The following is an 18,946-nucleotide window of genomic DNA, read 5'->3' on the forward strand; positions in this document are numbered from 1 at the left end:
AAAGGTACGGCCCCTCAGAACCAGCTATCGGCTAAGCCTCAGCGGTGAGCTTTCAGCTCTGGCCGCCCGCCAGCTTCTCGCGCAGCGCGGCCAGCGCCTCGTCCGAGGCCAGGGCACCAGAGGTGTCCGCGCCCTCGGAGGAGTACGAGCCACCGGTCGCGGCCGGAGCCGCGGCCTCGCCGCCCTCGGCGGCAGCAGCCGCGTCGGCCTCGCGGGACTTGATGACCTGCTGCTGGTGCTGCTCGAAGCGGGTCTGCGCCTCGGCGTACTGGTGCTCCCACGCCTCGCGCTGGGTCTCGTAGCCCTCGAGCCAGTCGTTGGTCTCGGGGTCGAAGCCCTCGGGGTAGATGTAGTTGCCCTGGTCGTCGTACGACGCGGCCATGCCGTACAGGGTCGGGTCGAACTCGACCGAGGCCGGGTCGGCACCGAAGGACTCGTTGGCCTGCTTCAGCGAGAGGCTGATGCGACGACGCTCGAGGTCGATGTCGATGACCTTGACGAAGATCTCGTCGTTGACCTGGACGACCTGCTCCGGGATCTCCACGTGGCGCTCGGCCAGCTCGGAGATGTGGACCAGACCCTCGATGCCCTCGTCCACGCGGACGAACGCACCGAACGGAACCAGCTTCGTGACCTTACCGGGCACGACCTGGCCGATCTGGTGGGTGCGGGCGAACTGCTGCCACGGGTCTTCCTGGGTCGCCTTCAGCGACAGGGAGACGCGCTCGCGGTCCATGTCCACGTCGAGAACCTCGACGGTGACCTCCTGGCCGACCTCGACAACCTCGGACGGGTGGTCGATGTGCTTCCAGGACAGCTCGGAGACGTGGACCAGACCGTCGACGCCACCCAGGTCCACGAAGGCACCGAAGTTGACGATCGAGGAGACCACACCGGAGCGGACCTGACCCTTCTGGAGGGTCGTGAGGAACGTCTGGCGGACCTCGGACTGGGTCTGCTCCAGCCAGGCACGGCGGGACAGGACCACGTTGTTGCGGTTCTTGTCCAGCTCGATGATCTTGGCCTCGAGCTCCTTGCCCACGTAGGGCTGGAGGTCGCGGACACGGCGCATCTCGACCAGGGAGGCCGGGAGGAAGCCGCGGAGGCCGATGTCGAGGATGAGACCACCCTTGACGACCTCGATGACGGTACCGGTGACGATGCCGTCCTCTTCCTTGATCTTCTCGATGGTGCCCCAGGCACGCTCGTACTGGGCGCGCTTCTTCGAGAGGATCAGGCGGCCTTCCTTGTCCTCCTTCTGGAGGACCAGGGCCTCGATCTCGTCGCCGACGGCAACGACCTCGTTCGGGTCGACGTCGTGCTTGATCGAGAGCTCGCGGCTCGGGATGACACCTTCGGTCTTGTAACCGATGTCGAGCAGGACCTCGTCCCGGTCGACCTTCACGATGACGCCGTCGACGATGTCGCCGTCGTTGAAGTACTTGATCGTCTCGTCGATCGCGGCGAGGAAGGCTTCCTCGTTACCGATGTCGTTGACCGCAACCTGCGGGGTGGTGGCGGTGGTCTCGGTGCTGCTCGTCATGTGGGAAAGGGCTCCGGTACGGACATTGAAGTCGTAGGTACTGCTTACGCCGGGAGCCCGTTTCGCCGCTCTGATGAAGCCGGACAGCCAAGGAAGCGCCACACTTTCGACCACCGGGTACACGACCCAATACTCTGTGGCGCCTCGAAAACCGAGGGGACATACAACAGATGCGAGCGCAGCCTGCTACGTCTGAGGCGCGCAGGCCCGCAGCGCAACTTGTAGCATACGGGGGCAGCCGGACATGGTCAATGCGCGAAGGCGCACACCCGGGGCGGATCGCCACATAACCGGCGGAAGAATCGTCCCAGGAGGCCACGCAGGGCTGCGGGACCCCTTCCGTGACACGCGCCGCCCGGCGGGTTGACGGAAGAGTACGACGAGGGAGCCTGTCATCCAAGAGCCGGAACAGCTCGAGCCCGCGGGGCTCGAGCCCGAAGCAACACGACGCGACGCGGGAGTCTCGGAGAGCAGCCGGGCCAACCGCGGCTGGTGGGACCGCAACGCGGACGAGTACCAGATCGAGCACGGCACGTTCCTCGGCGACGACCGGTTCGTGTGGGGCCCGGAGGGCCTGGACGAGGTCGAGGCCGAGCTGCTCGGGCCGTCCGAGGACCTGAAGGGCAAGGACATCCTGGAGATCGGCGCGGGCGCGGCGCAGTGCTCGCGCTGGCTGGCCGCCCAGGGCGCCCGGCCGGTGGCGCTGGACCTCTCGCACCGCCAGTTGCAGCACTCCCTGCGCATCGGCGGATCGTTTCCCCTCATCTGCGCCGACGCCGGCGCGCTGCCCTTCGCGGACGGCTCCTTCGACCTGGCGTGTTCGGCGTACGGGGCGCTGCCGTTCGTGGCCGATCCGCGGCTGGTGCTGGCGGAGATCCGCCGGGTGCTGCGGCCGGGCGGCCGGTTCGTCTTCTCGGTGACGCACCCGATCCGCTGGGCCTTCCCGGACGAGCCCGGCCCCGAGGGGCTGTCCGTGGCCGCCTCGTACTTCGACCGCACGCCCTACGTCGAGCAGGACGAGCAGGGGCGCGCCGTGTACGTGGAGCACCACAGGACGATCGGCGACCGGGTCCGGGACATCGCGGGCACGGGCTTTCGCCTGGTGGACCTGGTGGAGCCGGAGTGGCCGGCCTGGAACACCTCGGAGTGGGGCGGCTGGTCCCCGCTGCGCGGGAACCTCATCCCGGGGACGGCGATCTTCGTCTGCGAGCGGGACTGAGCTCCTCGCTTCCGCGTACGCCGGCCGCCGGCCCCTGCGTACGTTCATCACGTCATTGCGTTCCCTTGCTCGCGCGCGCGTCCGTACGTCACTGCTCGTGCGCGCGGACGTACGCGCGTGCGAGGGGACGTACGCGCGTGTGAGGGGCGCGCTCGTCGTCGTACGACACTAGGGGCGTGATCCGCTACGACGTCCTGGACGCGCTGCCCGTGCGCTCCGCCGTGCCCGCTCTGACCGAAGCGCTGGACGGGGACGGCACCGCCGTCCTGGTGGCGCCGCCCGGCACCGGCAAGACGACGCTGGTGCCGCTGGTGCTGGCGGGGCTGGTCGGCGGTGGTCCCGCGCGGCGGGTCGTGGTGGCCGAACCGCGGCGGATCGCGGCGCGGGCGGCGGCCCGGCGGATGGCGTGGCTGCTGGGCGAGCGGACCGGCGAGAGCGTCGGCTACACGGTGCGCGGCGAGCGGGTCGTGGGGCGCCACGCGCGCGTGGAGGTCGTGACGACCGGTGTGCTGCTGCAGCGGCTTCAGCGGGACCAGGAGCTGGCGGGCGTCGACGTCGTCGTGCTGGACGAGTGTCATGAGCGGCATCTGGACGCCGACACGGTGGCCGCGTTCCTGTGGGACGTGCGGCAGGCGCTGCGGCCGGAGCTGCGGCTGGTGGCCGCGTCGGCGACCACGGACGCGGAGGGCTGGGCGCGGCTGCTCGGCGGGGCGCCGGTGGTGGAGGCGGCGGGCGTCGCGCATCCCGTCGAGGTCGTGTGGGCGCCTCCGGTACGGCCGGTACGGCCGCCACACGGGATGCGCGTGGATCCCGCGCTGCTCGCGCACGTGACGTCGGTGGTGCGGCGGGCGCTGGGCGAGCGGGAGGGGGACGTGCTGTGTTTCCTGCCCGGTGTGGGCGAGATCGCGCGCGTGGCCGGGCAGCTCGGGAACCTGGGTGACGTAGGGGGCGTGGACGTGCTCCAGGTGCACGGGAGGGCGCCGGCGGCCGTCCAGGACGCGGTGCTGGTGCCGGGCGAGCGGCGCCGGGTGGTGCTGGCGACGTCGGTGGCGGAGTCGTCCCTGACGGTGCCCGGGGTGCGGGTGGTGGTCGACTCCGGGCTGGCGCGGGAGCCGCGGGTGGATCACGCGCGCGGGCTGAGCGGGCTGGTGACCGTACGGGCGTCGCGGGCGGCCGGGAGGCAGCGGGCGGGGCGCGCCGGGCGTGAGGCGCCGGGCGCGGTCTACCGGTGCTGGTCGGAGGCGGAGGACGTCCGTCTGCCGGCCTTCCCGGCGCCCGAGATCAAGGTGGCCGACCTGACCGCGTTCGCCCTTCAAGCGGCCTGCTGGGGCGATCCGGACGCCTCGGGGCTGGCGCTGCTGGATCCTCCGCCCGGCGGGGCGATGGCGGCCGCACGAGACGTCCTCACGGCCGTGGGAGCGGTGGACCGCGACGGGCGCGCCACCGGGCGGGGCGTGCGGCTGGCGCGGCTGGGGGTGCATCCGCGGTTGGGGCGGGCGTTGCTGGACACGTCGGGCGAGGGGGCGGAGGTCGTCGCGCTCCTCTCCGAGGAGGTGCCCCGGGAGTACGGGGACGATCTCGCTGGCGCGTTGAGGAGGGCCCGGCGCGGGGGTGACGCCTATGCGGGGCGGTGGGCCGCGGAGGTACGGCGGCTGCGGGCCCTGTCGGGGGAGTTCTCCCGTCCGGCCGCCCGTGACCGCCGGCCGGAGGGCACTGGCCTGAGCGGACCCGGACCGGGGCCGGGGCCGGGGCCGGGATCCGGGCCGGGATCCGGCACCCCGGTGGAATCCGGAGACCGTCGTCAGCCCCGCGCGGGCGACGGGGGGCTTGCGGGTGGCGGGGGTCGCGCGGGTGCCGGGGGTCGCGCGGGTGCCGGGGGTCGCGCGGGTGCCGGGGGTCGCGCGGGTGCCGGGGAACATGCGGGTACCGGGGGCCGTACGGGCACCGGGGAACATGCGGGTACCGAGAGCCGTACGGGTACCGGGGAACATGCGGGTACCGAGAGCCGTACGGGTGCCGAGAGCCGTGCGGGTGCCGAGAGCCGTGCGGGTGCCGGAGATCATGCGGGTACCGAGAGCCGTACGGGTACCGGGGAACATGCGGGTACCGGGGGCCGTGCGGGTACCGGGGAACATGCGGGTACCGAGAGCCGTACGGGTACCGAGAGCCGTGCGGGTGCCGAGGGCCGTACGGGTGCCGAGGGCCGTGCTGGTGCCGGGGGCGCTGTCTTCGTGTCTGGGGCGGACTCCGTCGGGGTGGGTGAGTGGGGCGGTGCCGGCGAGGACGGGCGTGTCGGGATCGTCGCCGCTCTCTGCTTTCCCGAGCGGGTGGCCAGGTGGGACGGGGGGTCGTATCTCATGGCCTCGGGGACGCGGGCCGAGCCTGGCGAGGGGTCGGCTCTGCGCGGGGCGCCCTGGATCGTCGTCGCCGTCGCCGACCGGCCCGCCGGGAAGGGCCACGCGCGTGTACGGCTCGGGGCGGGCGTGTCCGAGGAGGTGGCGCGGGCCGCGGCCGGGGCGCTGCTGACGGAGCGGGACGAGGTGCACTGGGCGGACGGGGACGTCGTGGCCCGGCGTGTCGAACGGCTCGGGGCGGTCGAACTGGCCGTGCGGCCGCTGAGGGACGCCGAGCCGGGCCTCGTCCGCGCGGCGCTCCTCGAAGGGCTCCGGCGGGAGGGGTTCGGGCTGTTGCGGTGGTCGCCGGACGCGGAGGTGCTGCGGCAGCGGCTGGCGTTCTTGCGGGCGCGTCTCGGGGAGCCGTGGCCGGACGTGTCGGACGAGGCGCTGCACGCGCGCGTGGACGAGTGGCTGGAGCCGGAGCTGGGCCGGGCCCGGCGGCGGGCCGACCTCGGCCGGATCTACGCCGGGCAGGCGCTCGCGCGGCTGCTGCCGTGGGCGAGCGGGGACGCCGCCCGGCTGGACGAGCTGGCGCCCGAGCGGATGGCCGTACCGAGTGGGTCCAGGATCCGGATCGACTACGGGGATCCGGAGCGGCCGGTGCTCGCGGTGAAGCTTCAGGAGATGTTCGGGCTGCGGGAGACGCCGGCCGTGGCGGGCGTACCGCTGCTCGTGCATCTGCTCTCCCCCGCCGGCCGGCCCGCCGCCGTCACGGCGGACCTCGCCTCCTTCTGGCGGGACGGGTACCGCTCCGTGCGCGCGGAACTCCGCGGGCGCTATCCGAAGCATCCGTGGCCCGAGGACCCCGCGTCCGCCGAGCCCACCCGGCACACCAACGCACGGCTCAGGCGCTGACCGGTTCGGGTTCGGCCGCCCGGCCGGGCTCGGGATCCCGCGGGCGGCGGGAGCGGGCCTCCAGGTACAGGGCGAGCACGAGCAGGACCAGACCGAGCGTCAGGGAGCCCCAGGGGACGTACGAGGTGAGCGTCAGGACCAGGGTGCGGTTGTGCTTCACGAGGGCGACCGTGTGCTCGATGTAGTCCTCGCGCATCTTCACGTCGCCGGCGAACGCGGTCACCTTGGCCCGGCCGCCGAGCAGGGTGCCGCCGCGCAGTTCCTCCTTGTGGTCCTCCTCGCCGTAGACGGGCGCCCCGGTGACCGGTTCGACCCAGAACTTCCGCACCGTGCTGTACCAGCGCGTGGTGCCGGTCCTGGCGACCGACTCGGGGGTGATGCCCTGGACCGGCATGGCCTTGGGCATGGCGACCTTGGTCCAGGGGATGGTCTGCTCGAAGTAGTAGACCGTCAGGCCGCGGAAGGTCCGGGTGCCCTTGTAGTGGATGGGGCTGGTGGTGCGGGTCTGCGCGTCGAAGTACTCGTAGTCGCGTTTCTGCGTCAGGAAGGGCCACTTGAACTCGATGCCGTCCCGTTCGACGGGGTCTCCGTCGACCGACTCGCCGGTGGCGTGGACGGGGTCCTGGCTGTGGGCGTCGAAGATGTAGCGCTCCGGGACGCGGGAGACCATCTTGCCGTCGGGGCCCTGGACGTAGGACAGGCCGTCCCAGACGACGACGGGCCGTCCCGCCGTCTTCCCGACCCTCTTCGCGGCCTCCACGTCGCCCTTGAGGGTCTGCACGATGGTCACCTCGGGGACCTTCTTCGCGCGCATGGCGCCGTAGTCGAGCAGGGTGGCGTCCTTGGCCACCAGCACCATGTCCTGGTACTGGTTCGCGGGGATCCTGGCCAGGCGCGGGAAGGCGTACCAGCGCATGAGCGGGGACAGCGCCGCGAAGAACACGGCGCAGGCGAGCAGGACCAGGCTTGCCTTGCGGCGCATTCCGGCCTCCCTTCGGGACGGGTGCGGCTACGGGTGCGAGGGCACCGTCGACAGCAGCGGCTTGGGCGACGTCCGGCCCGTCGGCGTGCCCATGGCGGTCATCGTCAGGACAAGGGCGAGCGCGAGGGCGAGACCGGTCGCGGCGGCGATCAGGGCACGCATGCTGGGCCTCCCGGCGGACGGTTCCTGATGGATCGTCAGGTACGGCAGGCAGGCACGGTAGCAACGGGCGGCCGAGATGAGAACAGGGATGAGAGCAGGGATGGGAGCGGGGATGGGAGCGGGGATGGGAACGGATTGCGCGCACGGACGAGGGCGCCCCCTCCTTGGCGGAGGGGGCGCCCTGTGGGTCCGAAGGCCCTGGGCCCCTTGGGGCGGGGGTGGCGTCAGGAGGTCGTGGAGGGGCTCGGCGAAGGGCTGGTGGAGGGGGTGCCGGACGGGCTCGGGGCGGGGTCGGCCGGGGTGTCGGGCTGGGCGACGGTCAGCTCGACGGTGAGGGTCGCGCCGCCGGGCGTGGCGATGCGCAGCAGGAAGGTGCCGGTGGTGTCGTCCGCGTACAGCTTCGGCAGCGTCAGCAGGCCCTTGTCGTCGGTCTGGAGGCCGGTGAGGGTGCGCAGGGGGTTACCGTCGGCGTCCTTGAAGTAGGGGCCCTTGTCGTTCTCGGTGGGGTCCGTGTCCGACGTGACGAGGGTGGCGGAGGCGGCGACGTTGTCGGCGATCGCGCCCTTGAACGTGGCCTTCACCTGGACCTGGTCGGCGAACTCGCCGCCCGGGGTGCAGGTCAGCGGGGTGTCGCCGGTGCGGACGAGGCGGTCGGCGGCGCGCGCGGTGACGCTGGCCGGGTAGTCGACGGTCTTGGTCTTGTGGCCGACGACGGCGGTGGTGACCGTGAAGTGGCCGGTCTTCTCGCCCGCCTGGAGCACCGGCGCGAGCGCCACGCCCTTGGCGTCGGTGGAGACCGTGGCCACGGTCTCGCCGCCGGTGAAGGTGGCGTCGGTGTCACCGGTGATGGTGAACCTGATCCGGACCTTGGCGACCGGCACCCCGGCCTTGGTCTCGGCGCGGGTGCCGATCCGCTGGCCGAACGCGTCGCCGGCCATCGCGGTGAGCTGCGCGGTGCCCGCGTCCTCCAAGTGGTCCACGGTGTCGGAGGGGGTCCCCGGGACCGGCGGGACCGGCGGGGTCGGCTTCGGGTCGGGCGTCGTGGTGCCGCCGCCGGGCTTGTGCGGGGCCGGCTTGGTCTTCGACGGGTCGGACGGCTTCTTCTTGCCGCCGCCGTCGGTGCCGCCGGTGCCGCCGGTGCCGTCGCTGCGGTTGCTGGGCACGGTGCCGGTGCCGTCGGGCACGGAGTGGGTGCCCTTGCGGTAGTACTCCAGCCAGCTGAGGACCAGGTTCAGGTAGTCCTGCGAGTTGTTGTAGCTGAGGATCGCGCTGTGCAGGTCGGCGTCCTGGGACAGGTTCCAGTCGTAGCGGCACAGGTAGTGGCCGGCGGCGAGGGAGGCGTCGTAGACGTTGTTGGGGTCCGCCTTGCCGTCGCCGTTGCCGTCACGGCCGGCCCAGGCCCAGGTGGACGGGATGAACTGCATCGGGCCGACGGCCTGGTCGTAGTGGCTGTTGCCGTCGTACGCACCGTGGTCGGTGTCCTTGATGAGTGCGAAGCCGTTGCCGTCGAGCTGGGGGCCGAGGATCGGGGTCACGGTGGTGCCGTCGGCGCTCACGCGGCCGCCGCGGGCCTGGCCGGACTCCACCTTGCCGATGGCCGCGAGGAGTTGCCAGGGCAGGTTGCAGCCCGGCTTGGAGGCGCGCAGTTCGGCCTCGGCCCTCTTGTAGGCGTCGAGGACCGTCGCGGGGATGCCGGCCTCGGCGGGCCCTTGGGCGACGGGCGTGCCGGCGGCGGGCGACGACGACGGGCTGGGGTTGGGGCTGTCCAGCGGCGGAAGGTCGGTGTAGTACGGCGAGTCGCCGGTGGCGTCGCCCTCGGCGACCGGGTCCGGTGCGGGGGCGCTGACGCCGGTGGAGGCCTGGCCACCGTGGCCGGTGCCGGTGTCGGTGGCTCCCGGGGCCTGGGACGCGGACAGAGCCGCGACCGCTGCCGCGGCCACCGCGGTGGTCGCCGCTCCCTTGCGCAGCCGCCTGCCGAAATGCGCCGCCATAGAGTGACCCTCCCGTGGACGCCGGTAACGTCCTTCGCCGTCTGCCCGTCTTCGTCAGTCCGTCTCCGGTGTGACGGTTGACCCTCTGTTCTGGTTGCCCGTGTTCCGCATTCGCCCCCGTGGGACATGTGTGCGTCCCTGCGAGCGGAACGACGACCCAGGTGACCCTACGACAACTTGCTGTGAGCAGGGACCCGTTCGCCACCGTATTCACCGGTTGGCCAACTCTCGTTGTCCGGTGTCGAGTCAGGACAGGGGTGTGCGTACCGGACGGGTGGGGGTGTGGGCGGGCTTGGGCAGGGCTGGGCAGGGCTGGGCGGGCTTGGGCAGGGCTAGGGACGTTCCCGGGAGTCCTCGGTGTCCGGGTCGCCCTGGGGATCGTGGAAGCCGGATGCGTCCGGGCGGGGCGGTCTGTGCGGGGCCGGGCGGATCGGGCGCTCGGCGAGGGACGCGACGAACACGGTGAGGGTGCGTCGGGGGCGTGCCTTCGGTACCAGCGCGAGCAGCAGCGCGAGATAGCCGCGAGCGAGGTCGGTCCACGCGCGCCAGTCCGGGGCGCGGTGCGGTCGGTCGGTCAGCCGACGCCGGAGGTCCGCCGTGGTCCTGCGCACTGTCGCGGCTGGATCAGCGGGAATGCGGGCGGTGCTTGCGTCGGCCGCGAGGGGTGGGACCGGCGAGGCGTGCGTGATCCGGTCCGAGGCGGTGTCCGCCCAGGCCGCGGTGGCGTTGTGCGCCTCGGGCGTCCGGCGGTGGAGCATGCGTATACCCATGCACGCAGTGTTGCGGGTGCGGGGGGCGCGGTGCGTTTTGGCGGGGGCCACGTGAGTGAAAGCCCCTCCGGGGGGTGGCCGAGGTTGTGCCGGTGGGGGGATGGGGTGGCCGTGGGGGATGGGGTGGGAGGGGCACCGCCGGGAGGGGTGTGGGGGCTGGGCGCCGTCGCGGCGGAGAAGTCTGTGCGGGACCTGCGGGAGGAGCGGGTCGGTGTGTGGGGGACGCCGAGCCGGTGTGTGGCACCGGGCCGCGGGGGCCTTCTGGTGGGGAGCCAGGCGTGGTGACAGTGCCTGGCCGAGGGGATACCGAACGGGTCGCCAGGGCGACGGGCGTCCCGGTGAGGTGCCTGGCCGAGGGGGCGGCCCGATCGGGTTGCCAGACCAATCAGGTTTTCCCGTGAAGGTGCCTGGTCGAAGGGGGGCCCGAAAGGTCGCCAGGAAGGGCGGGCAGCAGGTGAAGATGCCTAGCCGGAGCGGTCCCGAAGGGGTCACCAGGGAGGGCGGGCATCCCGGCGAGGATGCCTGGCCGAGGGCGCGGCCCCATGGGGTTGCCAGAACAAGCGGGCGGCACCGTGAGGGGCCCCAGCCGAGGGGGATACCGAACGGGTCGCCAAGACGGGCGGAGATCCCCGTGAGGATGCCTGGCCGAGGGCGCGGCCCCAGTGGGGTTGCCAGAACAAGCGGGCGGCACCGTGAGGGGCCCGGCCGAGGGGGCTCGATGGGGGCGCCAAGGTGGGCGGGTGGCCCCGTGAGGGGGGCCAGCCGAGGGGGCGGACCCGGTGGGTGCCCCCTCGGTTCAGGTGGGGGGGTCAGTGGGCGGCGGATTCCCAGTCAGGGCCTACGCCCACCGAGACGTCCAGGGGGGCGCGGAGCGTGACGGCGGCAGCCATTTCGCGGCGGACGATCTCCTCGGTGGCCGCGCGCTCGCCGGGGGCGATCTCCAGGACGATTTCGTCGTGGACCTGGAGGAGGAGGCGGGAGGTGAGGTCCGCCTCGTGGAGGGCCTTGGCGACGTTGAGCATGGCGATCTTGACGATGTCGGCGGCGGTGCCCTGGATGGGCGCGTTGAGGGCCATCCGTTCCGCCGCCTCGCGGCGCTGGCGGTTGTCGCTGTTGAGGTCGGGCAGGTAGCGGCGGCGGCCGAAGAGCGTGGCCGTGTAGCCGGTCGCCCTGGCCTCGTCGACCACCCGGCGCAGGTAGTCCCGTACGCCGCCGAAGCGCTCGAAGTAGGTGTCCATCAGGGCGCGCGCCTCGGCCGCCTCGATGTTCAACTGCTGGGAGAGGCCGAAGGCGGACAGGCCGTACGCGAGGCCGTACGACATCGCCTTGATCTTGCGGCGCATCTCCGCGTCGACGCCGTCCCGCTCGACGGAGAAGACCTGGGAGGCGACCGTGGTGTGCAGGTCCTCGCCGGAGGTGAACGCCTCGATGAGGCCCTCGTCCTCGGAGAGGTGGGCCATGACGCGCAGCTCGATCTGGCTGTAGTCGGCGGTCATCAGGGACTCGAAGCCCTCGCCGACCACGAAACCGCGGCGGATCGCGCGGCCCTCGTCGGTGCGGACCGGGATGTTCTGGAGGTTCGGGTCCGTGGAGGACAGGCGGCCGGTCGCGGCCACCGTCTGGTTGAAGGTCGTGTGGATCCGGCCGTCGGCCGCGATCGTCTTGATCAGGCCCTCGACGGTGACGCGCAGCTTCGCCTGCTCGCGGTGGCGGAGCATGATCACCGGCAGTTCGTTGTCGGTCTGGCCGGCGAGCCAGGCGAGGGCGTCGGCGTCGGTGGTGTAGCCGGTCTTGGTCTTCTTCGTCTTCGGCAGCGCCAACTCCCCGAAGAGGACCTCCTGGAGCTGCTTGGGCGAGCCCAGGTTGAACTCGTGCCCGGCCGCCGCGTGCGCCTCCTTCACGGCCTGCTGCACGGCGCCCGCGAACGTCTGCTCCATCGCTTCGAGGTGCGCGCGGTCGGCCGCGATGCCGTGGCGCTCCATGCGGGCGAGGAGGGCGGAGGTGGGCAGCTCCATGTCCCGCAGGAGGTCCGCGGCGCCGACCTCGTTCAGGCGCTCCTCGAAGGCGTCACCCAGGTCGAGGACGGCGCGGGCCTGGATCATCAGCACCTCGGCCTCGGCGCCGTCGTCCGCGCCGAAGGCCAGCTGGCCGTCGGCCGCGGCGGCGGGGGCCAGCTCGCGGTGCAGGTACTCCAGGGACAGCGCGTCCAGGTCGAAGGTGCGGCGGCCGGGCTTGACCAGGTAGGCGGCGAGGGCGGTGTCCATGGCGACGCCCTCGACGCTCCAGCCGTGCTCGGCGAAGACACGCATGGCGCCCTTGGCGTTGTGGAACACCTTGGGGCGGCCGGCGTCGGCCAGCCAGGCGGCGAACGCGTTCTCGTCGCTCTCGTCCAGCTCGGCGGGGTCGAACCAGGCGGCCGCTCCCCCGGCGGCGGCGAGGGCGACCTCGGTGACCGAGCCGGCGCCGAGGGCCCAGGTGTCGACCGTGGCGACACCGAGGGTGCCGGTGCCGTGCTCGGCCAGCCAGGGGGCCAGCTCGCCGGTGCGCAGGACCGTGCCGTCCACCTCCACGCCGTCGGCCGCGACGGGGGTCGTCTCGGCATCCTCGCTGCCGGGGTCGACGGCGAAGAGGCGCTCGCGCAGGGACGGGTTGCGGATCTCCAGGGTGTCGAGGATCATCGCGACGGCCTTGCGGTCGTACGGGCCCCGCTCCAGGTCGGTGACCGTCCTCGGCAGCTCGACCTCGCGCTCCAGCTCGGTGAGGACGCGGTTGAGCTTGACGGACTCCAGGTGGTCGCGGAGGTTCTGCCCGGCCTTGCCCTTGACCTCCTCGGCGCGCTCGACCAGCTCGGCGAACGAACCGAACTGGTTGATCCACTTCGCGGCGGTCTTCTCGCCGACGCCCGGGATGCCGGGAAGGTTGTCGGACGGGTCGCCGCGCAGGGCGGCGAAGTCGGGGTATTGGGCGGGCGTCAGTCCGTACTTCTCGAAAACCTTCTCCGGGGTGAACCGGGTCAGCTCCGAGACGCCCTTCGTCGGGTACAGCACGGTCGTCTTCTCGGTGACCAGCTGGAAGGAGTCGCGGTCGCCGGTGACGATCAGGACCTCGAAGCCCTCGGCCTCGGCCTGGGTGGCGAGGGTGGCGATGATGTCGTCCGCCTCGAAGCCCGCGACCGCGAAGCGCGGGGCGTGCATCGCGTCGAGCAGCTCGCCGATCAGCTCGACCTGGCCCTTGAACTCGTCGGGGGTCTTGGAGCGGTTGGCCTTGTACTCGGTGAACCGCTCGGAACGCCAGGTCTTGCGGGAGACGTCGAAGGCGACCGCGAAGTGCGTGGGCGCCTCGTCACGCAGGGTGTTGGCCAGCATCGAGGCGAAGCCGTAGATCGCGTTCGTCGGCTGGCCGGTCGCGGTGGTGAAGTTCTCCGCGGGCAGCGCGAAGAACGCGCGGTACGCCAGCGAGTGCCCGTCCATGAGCATCAGCCGGGGGCGGGCCCCTGCGGGGGTCTTGTCGGTCTTCTTCGCTGCTGTCTCTGCCACGCCCCCGATCCTGCCACGGCCCACTGACACCGGATGCCCGCCGCCGGATTCTCCCGGCCCCGACCCGGCCCTGTCCTGGCCCCGCCCCGGCCCCATCCTGGCCCTGTCCCGCCCCCGTCCCGGCCCCATCCTGGCCCTGTCCCGCCCCCGTCCCGGCCCCATCCTGGCCCTGTCCCGGCCCCGTCCCCGCCCTGCCTCTGCCCCGCCCTGCCCCGCCCTCGCGCACCTCTCCTCACACCAGCCCCCACACCTCTCACACCCGTCCCCACACCCCTCCCCCGCTGTCAGCGGCGCGTGGCAGGATCCATTGCCTACGTTTCTTCTGCCGGCGAAGGGGAGCGGGCGATGGCGACGAAGCCGCCCAAGGGGGATCCGGTTCAGGACGCGCCGCAGGTCGCGCAGCCGCAGCACGCGGCGGCGGGGCTGCCGGCCATCGGGCACACGCTGCGCATCGCCCAGCGGCAGATGGGCGTGCGGCGCACCATGCTGACGCTGCTGAGCGTCAACCAGAAGGACGGTTTCGACTGTCCGGGCTGCGCGTGGCCGGAGCCCGATCACCGGCACCGGGCGGAGTTCTGCGAGAACGGCGCCAAGGCGGTGGCCGAGGAGGCCACGCTGCGCCGGGTCACCCCCGAGTTCTTCGCCGCGCATTCCGTCGCCGATCTCGCCGGGCGCAGCGGGTACTGGCTGGGGCAGCAGGGGCGGCTCACGCACCCCATGTACCTGCCCGAGGGAGGCGAGCACTACGAACCGGTCAGCTGGGAGCGGGCCTTCGGCATCGTGGCCGAGGAGATCGCCGCCCTCGGCTCCCCGGACGAGGCCCTCTTCTACACCTCGGGCCGCACCAGCAACGAGGCCGCGTTCCTGTACCAGTTGTTCGCGCGCGAGCTGGGCACGAACAACCTGCCCGACTGCTCGAACATGTGCCACGAGTCGTCCGGGTCGGCGCTCAGCGAGACGATCGGTGTCGGCAAGGGCAGTGTCCTGCTCGAAGACCTCTACCAGGCCGACCTGATCATCGTCGCGGGCCAGAACCCGGGGACGAACCACCCCCGCATGCTCACCGCGCTGGAGAAGGCCAAGGCGGGCGGCGCGAGGATCATCAGCGTCAACCCGCTGCCCGAGGCGGGCCTTGAGCGGTTCAAGAACCCGCAGACCGCGCAGGGCATGCTGAAGGGCGCCGCGCTCACCGACCTGTTCCTGCAGATCCGCATCGGTGGCGACCAGGCCCTGTTCCGTCTCCTCAACAGGCTGATCCTGGAGACCGGGGGCGCGGTCGACGAGGAGTTCGTGCGCGAGCACACGCACGGCTACGAGGAGTTCGCGGCCACCGCCCGCGCCGCCGACTGGGACGAGACGCTCGCGGCGACGGGCCTCACGCGCGCGGAGATCGAGCACGCCCTGCGGATGATCCTCGCCTACGAGCGGACCATCGTCTGCTGGGCCATGGGCCTCACCCAGCACAAGCACTCCGTCGTGACCATCCGCGAGGTCGTCAACTTCCTGCTGTTGCGCGGTGCCATCGGCCGTCCGGGAGCGGGCGTGTGCCCGGTGCGCGGTCACTCGAACGTGCAGGGCGACCGCACGATGGGCATCTTCGAGCGGCCCGCCCCGGCGTTCCTGGACGCGCTGGAGAAGGAGTTCGGGTTCGCGCCGCCGCGCGAGCACGGCTTCGACACGGTCGAGGCCATCCGCGCGCTGCGCGACGGCGTGGCGAAGGTGTTCTTCGCTATGGGCGGCAACTTCGTCTCCGCCTCCCCCGACACCGAGGTGACCGAGGCGGCCATGCGGCGGGCCCGGCTGACCGTGCACGTGTCGACCAAGCTGAACCGCTCGCACGCCGTCACGGGCGCGCGTGCCCTGATCCTGCCCACCCTCGGCCGTACCGAGCGCGATCTGCGGGTCGGCCCGGACGGGAGAAGCGCCGAGCAGTTCGTGACCGTCGAGGACTCCATGGGCATGGTGCACACCTCGCGTGGGCGGCTGGAGCCGGCGAGCCCGCGGTTGCTGTCCGAGCCGGCGATCGTGTGCCGGCTGGCGCGCCGGGTGCTCGGCGAGGACAGCGTGGTGCCGTGGGAGGAGTTCGAGAAGGACTACGCGACGATCCGTGACCGCATCGCGCGCGTGGTCCCCGGCTTCGAGGACTTCAACGCGCGCGTGGCCCGCCCCGGAGGTTTCGCTCTGCCGCACGCGCCGCGCGACGAGCGGCGCTTCCCGACGGCCACCGGGAAGGCGAACTTCACGGCGGCGCCGGTGGAGTACCCGAAGCTGCCCGAGGGCCGGCTGCTGCTGCAGACGCTGCGCTCGCACGATCAGTACAACACCACGATCTACGGCCTGGACGACCGCTACCGGGGCATCACGAACGGCCGCCGGGTGGTGCTGGTGCACCCGGAGGACACGCGGGCGCTGGGGGTGGCCGACGGGTCGTACGTGGACCTGGTGAGCGAGTGGACGGACGGTGTGGTCCGGCGGGCGCCCGGCTTCCGGGTCGTGCACTATCCGACGGCCCGGGGCTGCGCGGCGGCGTACTACCCGGAGACCAACGTGCTGGTGCCGCTGGACGCCACCGCGGACACCAGTAACACCCCGGCCAGCAAGTCCGTTGTCGTCCGTCTGGAACAATCGGCGACCGACTGAGCGTTTGCTCAGCGCCGCCGGATCGACCCGACCGTCGGGAACGAACGAGAACGGAGCCTGGCCGCATGGGTGAGCAACAGGAAGTGAAGTTCCCTCAAGAGGTCATCGACGAGTACGCCACCCTGGGAGTCGACCTGCCCGCACTGTTCTCGGCGGGGCACCTCGGGGCCCGGATGGGCGTGCAGATCACAGAGGCCTCGGCGGACCGGGTCGTCGGCACGATGCCGGTGGAGGGCAACACCCAGCCGTACGGACTGCTGCACGGCGGCGCCTCCGCCGTCCTCGCCGAGACCCTGGGCTCGGTCGGCTCGATGCTGCACGGCGGACCCTCGAAGCTCGCCGTCGGTGTGGACCTGAACTGCACGCACCACCGGGGGGCCCGCTCCGGAATGGTCACCGGCGTGGCCACACCCGTGCACCGGGGGCGTTCGACGGCGACGTACGAGATCGTGATCAGCGACGAGGAGGGCCGCCGCGTGTGCAGCGCCCGGCTGACCTGCCTGCTGCGGGACGCCAACCCGTCGGACTGACGCCGGTCCGCGCCCGTCGGACTGACGCCGGTCCGCCGGAGCGATCGGTGGGGGCGACGGCCCGGGGAGGGCCGTCGCCGCGGCACACTTTCGGCCAGGAAATCCCCTCCGCGGCGGCGTGACGACCGAAATCCCGAGCCGACCGCTCCGCGCGGCGACGCATTTGCGCCATACCCGGGAACTCGACCGGTATTTAAGCACTCAAAGACTTTCGCGAATATAACACGGAATACTTGTGAAATATTTGCGACGCGCGACGCGCACTATGAACCGTCGTCATGACGACGCAAATTCGATGCCCGGGGGTTGAAGTCCGGATCGTGCACTCATGAGGTTCCATGGGTCATGAACACATCGGGCCGGGCTGGAGTGAGGATGTCGGAACCTTCGGGATTACCCCTGGTGACGGTCGACGAGATCGTGAGCGCCGCGATGCGCATCGCCGGGCTGGTCCGCCGTACGCCCGTACGGCCCCTCGACGTGCCTCCGAGCGCCACCCGGGCGGGTCCGCCGGACAGCCGGCGGACCTCCTGCTCAAGGCCGAACATCTGCAGGTCCTCGGCTCGTTCAAACTGCGCGGCGCGTACAACGCCGTCGCCCTGCTACCGAAGGACGTGCGCGCCCGCGGCGTCATCACCTTCTCCAGCGGCAACCACGGCAAGGCGGTCGCCCACGCGGCCGCGCTGCACGGCGTGAAGGCCACGGTCGTGATGCCGGACACCGCCCCGGGCGTGAAGATCGACGGGGTGCGTGCGCTCGGCGCCACGGTGGAACTGGTCCCTCCGAAGCGGCGGGACGTCCACCCGTACGAACTCGCCGAGCGGACCGGCGCGCACGTGGTGCACCCCTTCGACACGCGGGACGTGAGCGCAGGTCAGGGCACGGTCGGCCTGGAGATCCTGCGCCAGGTGCCCACGGTCTCGGCCGTGCTGGTGCCGGTCAGCGGGGGCGGGCTGATCAGCGGTGTGGCCGTCGCCGTGAAGGCGCTGCGCCCGGACGTCGCGGTGATCGGCGTGGAGCCGGAACTGGCGGCGGACGCGGCACAGAGCCTCGCCGAGGGTGAGCGGGCGGTGTGGCCGGCCGAGCGTGTCTACCGGACCCGGGCGGACGGCCTGCGCGCCACCTCGCTCGGGAAGCTGCCCTGGGCCCATGTGCGCCGGCTCGTCAACGACATCGTGACGGTCTCGGAGGACGACATCGGCCAAGCCCTGCACTGTCCGGCCCGGCACGGAAAGCAGTTCGTGGAGCCGTCGGGAGCGGTAGCCCCGGCGGCTCTGCTGCGCGGGCGCCACGTCCCCCCGGCGGGGGCGGGGCCCGTGGTGTGCGTCGCCTCCGGCGGGAACGCGGATCCCGCGATGACCGCGGCGGTGCTCACCGGAACGTTCTGAGCGCGATCATCCAATTCAGCTCCTGGGGGAATTGTGTCAGCGCACTTATCCATGTCACTGTCGGCGGCATGCACGGAAGCGGAATTCGCCTACCGTGTCCTTCCTTTCTATCGCGACCTCGACGACCAGGAGGGTCTGGCCCCCTCCGGCACGTTGTCCGTCGACGATCCGGAGGCATTCCGGAAACTCCCGTTCACGACCAAGGCGGATTTCCGTCGTGGTTTTCCGGCGCGCGTGGTGAATCACGCGGAATCCCTGCCGGAACTGACGTACACCAGCAGCAGTTCCGGAACCACCGGTGACCGTCTGGCCACCGTGGTGCACCGGCCCCTCCTCGCCGAGCGCATGGCGGTCACCGCCCGCGCCCATCCGGCCCTGAGCGAGCGGCTGCTCGGCGCCGAGGACCGCAGGGTGGCCCGGCTGGCCGCCCCCAACTGCTCGGACGTGGGGTGCGCGACCCCGCTCTCCACCCTCGCCGACCGCACCCTGCCCGACGGGACGCTCGTCCTGTCCGTCGCGCACGACATCCTGGCCACGCCCCCGGCGATGGTCGACAAGATCCTCGACGAGCTGGACGCCTACCGGCCCGCCTGGCTCTACGCCGACCCCACCCACCTGGCCTTCCTGTGCCGCGCTCCCCGAGGGGACGCCGGTGGCCGAGGTGCTGTCCATGTCGGAGTTCGGCTGGCTCGGCATCGAGTGCGGCGCCGGGGCGCGGCACCTGAACGAGGAGAACTACCACCACGAGATCCTCCGGGACGACGGCGGCGAGGCCGCCCCCGGCTGGTAGGGCGTGGCCGCCCCGGCCGGTGGCGCGGCCGGGGCCCGGTACGGGCCCGGATGCCGTTGGTTAATTCCGGGGCCTAGCGTGACGTCGGCCTTCAAGACCCGGTTGTGGTCTTGAAGGCCGACGTTGTCGTATGGGGTGGGTGGG

The 18,946-nt window shown here is 72.0% G+C and carries 12 protein-coding genes; 6 read left to right on the forward strand and 6 right to left on the reverse strand.

The window, feature by feature from the left end; translation table 11 throughout:
• Window positions 1–52: 52 nt before the first annotated feature.
• Entirely contained in the window at window positions 53–1,543 is a 1,491-nt protein-coding gene (rpsA, locus tag ACGFYV_RS13020; RefSeq protein ID WP_393878422.1) for a 30S ribosomal protein S1, read from the reverse strand.
• Between the two features lie 394 nt (window positions 1,544–1,937).
• Here rpsA and ACGFYV_RS13025 point away from each other — a divergent pair, with 394 nt between their 5' ends.
• A complete protein-coding gene (locus tag ACGFYV_RS13025) occupies window positions 1,938–2,762 on the forward strand; it encodes a class I SAM-dependent methyltransferase (RefSeq protein ID WP_393878443.1) in 825 nt (274 codons plus the stop codon).
• A gap of 176 nt (window positions 2,763–2,938) precedes the next feature.
• Complete coding sequence (locus ACGFYV_RS13030; RefSeq protein WP_393878423.1) at window positions 2,939–6,013, forward strand: ATP-dependent RNA helicase; 3,075 nt, start codon at window positions 2,939–2,941, stop codon at window positions 6,011–6,013.
• Here the strand turns inward: ACGFYV_RS13030 and ACGFYV_RS13035 are convergent.
• The 5 genes from ACGFYV_RS13035 to polA form a co-directional block, all read right to left on the reverse strand.
• On the reverse strand, window positions 6,003–6,995 hold the full coding sequence (locus ACGFYV_RS13035; RefSeq protein WP_393878424.1) for a DUF3068 domain-containing protein: 993 nt from the start codon (window positions 6,993–6,995) through the stop codon (window positions 6,003–6,005). The genes ACGFYV_RS13030 and ACGFYV_RS13035 overlap by 11 nt on opposite strands.
• A gap of 27 nt (window positions 6,996–7,022) precedes the next feature.
• The gene (locus ACGFYV_RS13040; RefSeq protein ID WP_393878425.1) at window positions 7,023–7,157 is read right to left on the reverse strand and encodes an SPW_0924 family protein; all 135 of its coding nucleotides are present in this window, start codon (window positions 7,155–7,157) and stop codon (window positions 7,023–7,025) included.
• Between the two features lie 224 nt (window positions 7,158–7,381).
• Entirely contained in the window at window positions 7,382–9,148 is a 1,767-nt protein-coding gene (locus ACGFYV_RS13045; protein WP_393878426.1) for a lytic transglycosylase domain-containing protein, read from the reverse strand.
• A gap of 332 nt (window positions 9,149–9,480) precedes the next feature.
• Entirely contained in the window at window positions 9,481–9,918 is a 438-nt protein-coding gene (locus tag ACGFYV_RS13050; RefSeq protein ID WP_393878427.1) for a hypothetical protein, read from the reverse strand.
• Between the two features lie 809 nt (window positions 9,919–10,727).
• Complete coding sequence (gene polA / locus ACGFYV_RS13055) at window positions 10,728–13,454, reverse strand: DNA polymerase I (protein ID WP_393878428.1); 2,727 nt, start codon at window positions 13,452–13,454, stop codon at window positions 10,728–10,730.
• A 345-nt stretch (window positions 13,455–13,799) separates the two neighbouring features.
• Here polA and ACGFYV_RS13060 point away from each other — a divergent pair, with 345 nt between their 5' ends.
• The 4 genes from ACGFYV_RS13060 (at window position 13,800) to ACGFYV_RS13075 (ending at window position 18,879) form a co-directional block, all read left to right on the forward strand.
• Complete coding sequence (locus ACGFYV_RS13060) at window positions 13,800–16,094, forward strand: FdhF/YdeP family oxidoreductase (protein WP_393878429.1); 2,295 nt, start codon at window positions 13,800–13,802, stop codon at window positions 16,092–16,094.
• Between the two features lie 65 nt (window positions 16,095–16,159).
• A complete protein-coding gene (locus tag ACGFYV_RS13065) occupies window positions 16,160–16,624 on the forward strand; it encodes a PaaI family thioesterase (RefSeq protein WP_393878430.1) in 465 nt (154 codons plus the stop codon).
• A gap of 338 nt (window positions 16,625–16,962) precedes the next feature.
• Window positions 16,963–18,012, forward strand: a complete 1,050-nt coding sequence (locus tag ACGFYV_RS13070) for a threonine/serine dehydratase (protein ID WP_393878431.1) — start codon at window positions 16,963–16,965, stop codon at window positions 18,010–18,012.
• Window positions 18,013–18,249: 237 nt separating this feature from the next.
• Complete coding sequence (locus ACGFYV_RS13075) at window positions 18,250–18,879, forward strand: hypothetical protein (protein ID WP_393878432.1); 630 nt, start codon at window positions 18,250–18,252, stop codon at window positions 18,877–18,879.
• The last annotated feature ends 67 nt before the right edge of the window (window positions 18,880–18,946 follow it).

Origin of the sequence: Streptomyces sp. NPDC048297, from assembly GCF_043201585.1 — a bacterium.
Lineage (GTDB): Bacteria > Actinomycetota > Actinomycetes > Streptomycetales > Streptomycetaceae > Streptomyces.

What these genes read in the sequence shown, in the direction of transcription:
- ACGFYV_RS13050 (WP_393878427.1), bottom strand. Translation starts at nt 9,918, where the DNA reads ATGGGTATACGCATGCTCCACCGCCGGACGCCCGAGGCGCACAACGCC.
- ACGFYV_RS13060 (WP_393878429.1), top strand. Translation starts at nt 13,800, where the DNA reads ATGGCGACGAAGCCGCCCAAGGGGGATCCGGTTCAGGACGCGCCGCAG.
- ACGFYV_RS13070 (WP_393878431.1), top strand. Translation starts at nt 16,963, where the DNA reads ATGGGTCATGAACACATCGGGCCGGGCTGGAGTGAGGATGTCGGAACC.
- ACGFYV_RS13035 (WP_393878424.1), bottom strand. Translation starts at nt 6,995, where the DNA reads ATGCGCCGCAAGGCAAGCCTGGTCCTGCTCGCCTGCGCCGTGTTCTTC.
- rpsA (WP_393878422.1), bottom strand. Translation starts at nt 1,543, where the DNA reads ATGACGAGCAGCACCGAGACCACCGCCACCACCCCGCAGGTTGCGGTC.
- ACGFYV_RS13045 (WP_393878426.1), bottom strand. Translation starts at nt 9,148, where the DNA reads ATGGCGGCGCATTTCGGCAGGCGGCTGCGCAAGGGAGCGGCGACCACC.
- ACGFYV_RS13065 (WP_393878430.1), top strand. Translation starts at nt 16,160, where the DNA reads ATGGGTGAGCAACAGGAAGTGAAGTTCCCTCAAGAGGTCATCGACGAG.
- ACGFYV_RS13040 (WP_393878425.1), bottom strand. Translation starts at nt 7,157, where the DNA reads ATGCGTGCCCTGATCGCCGCCGCGACCGGTCTCGCCCTCGCGCTCGCC.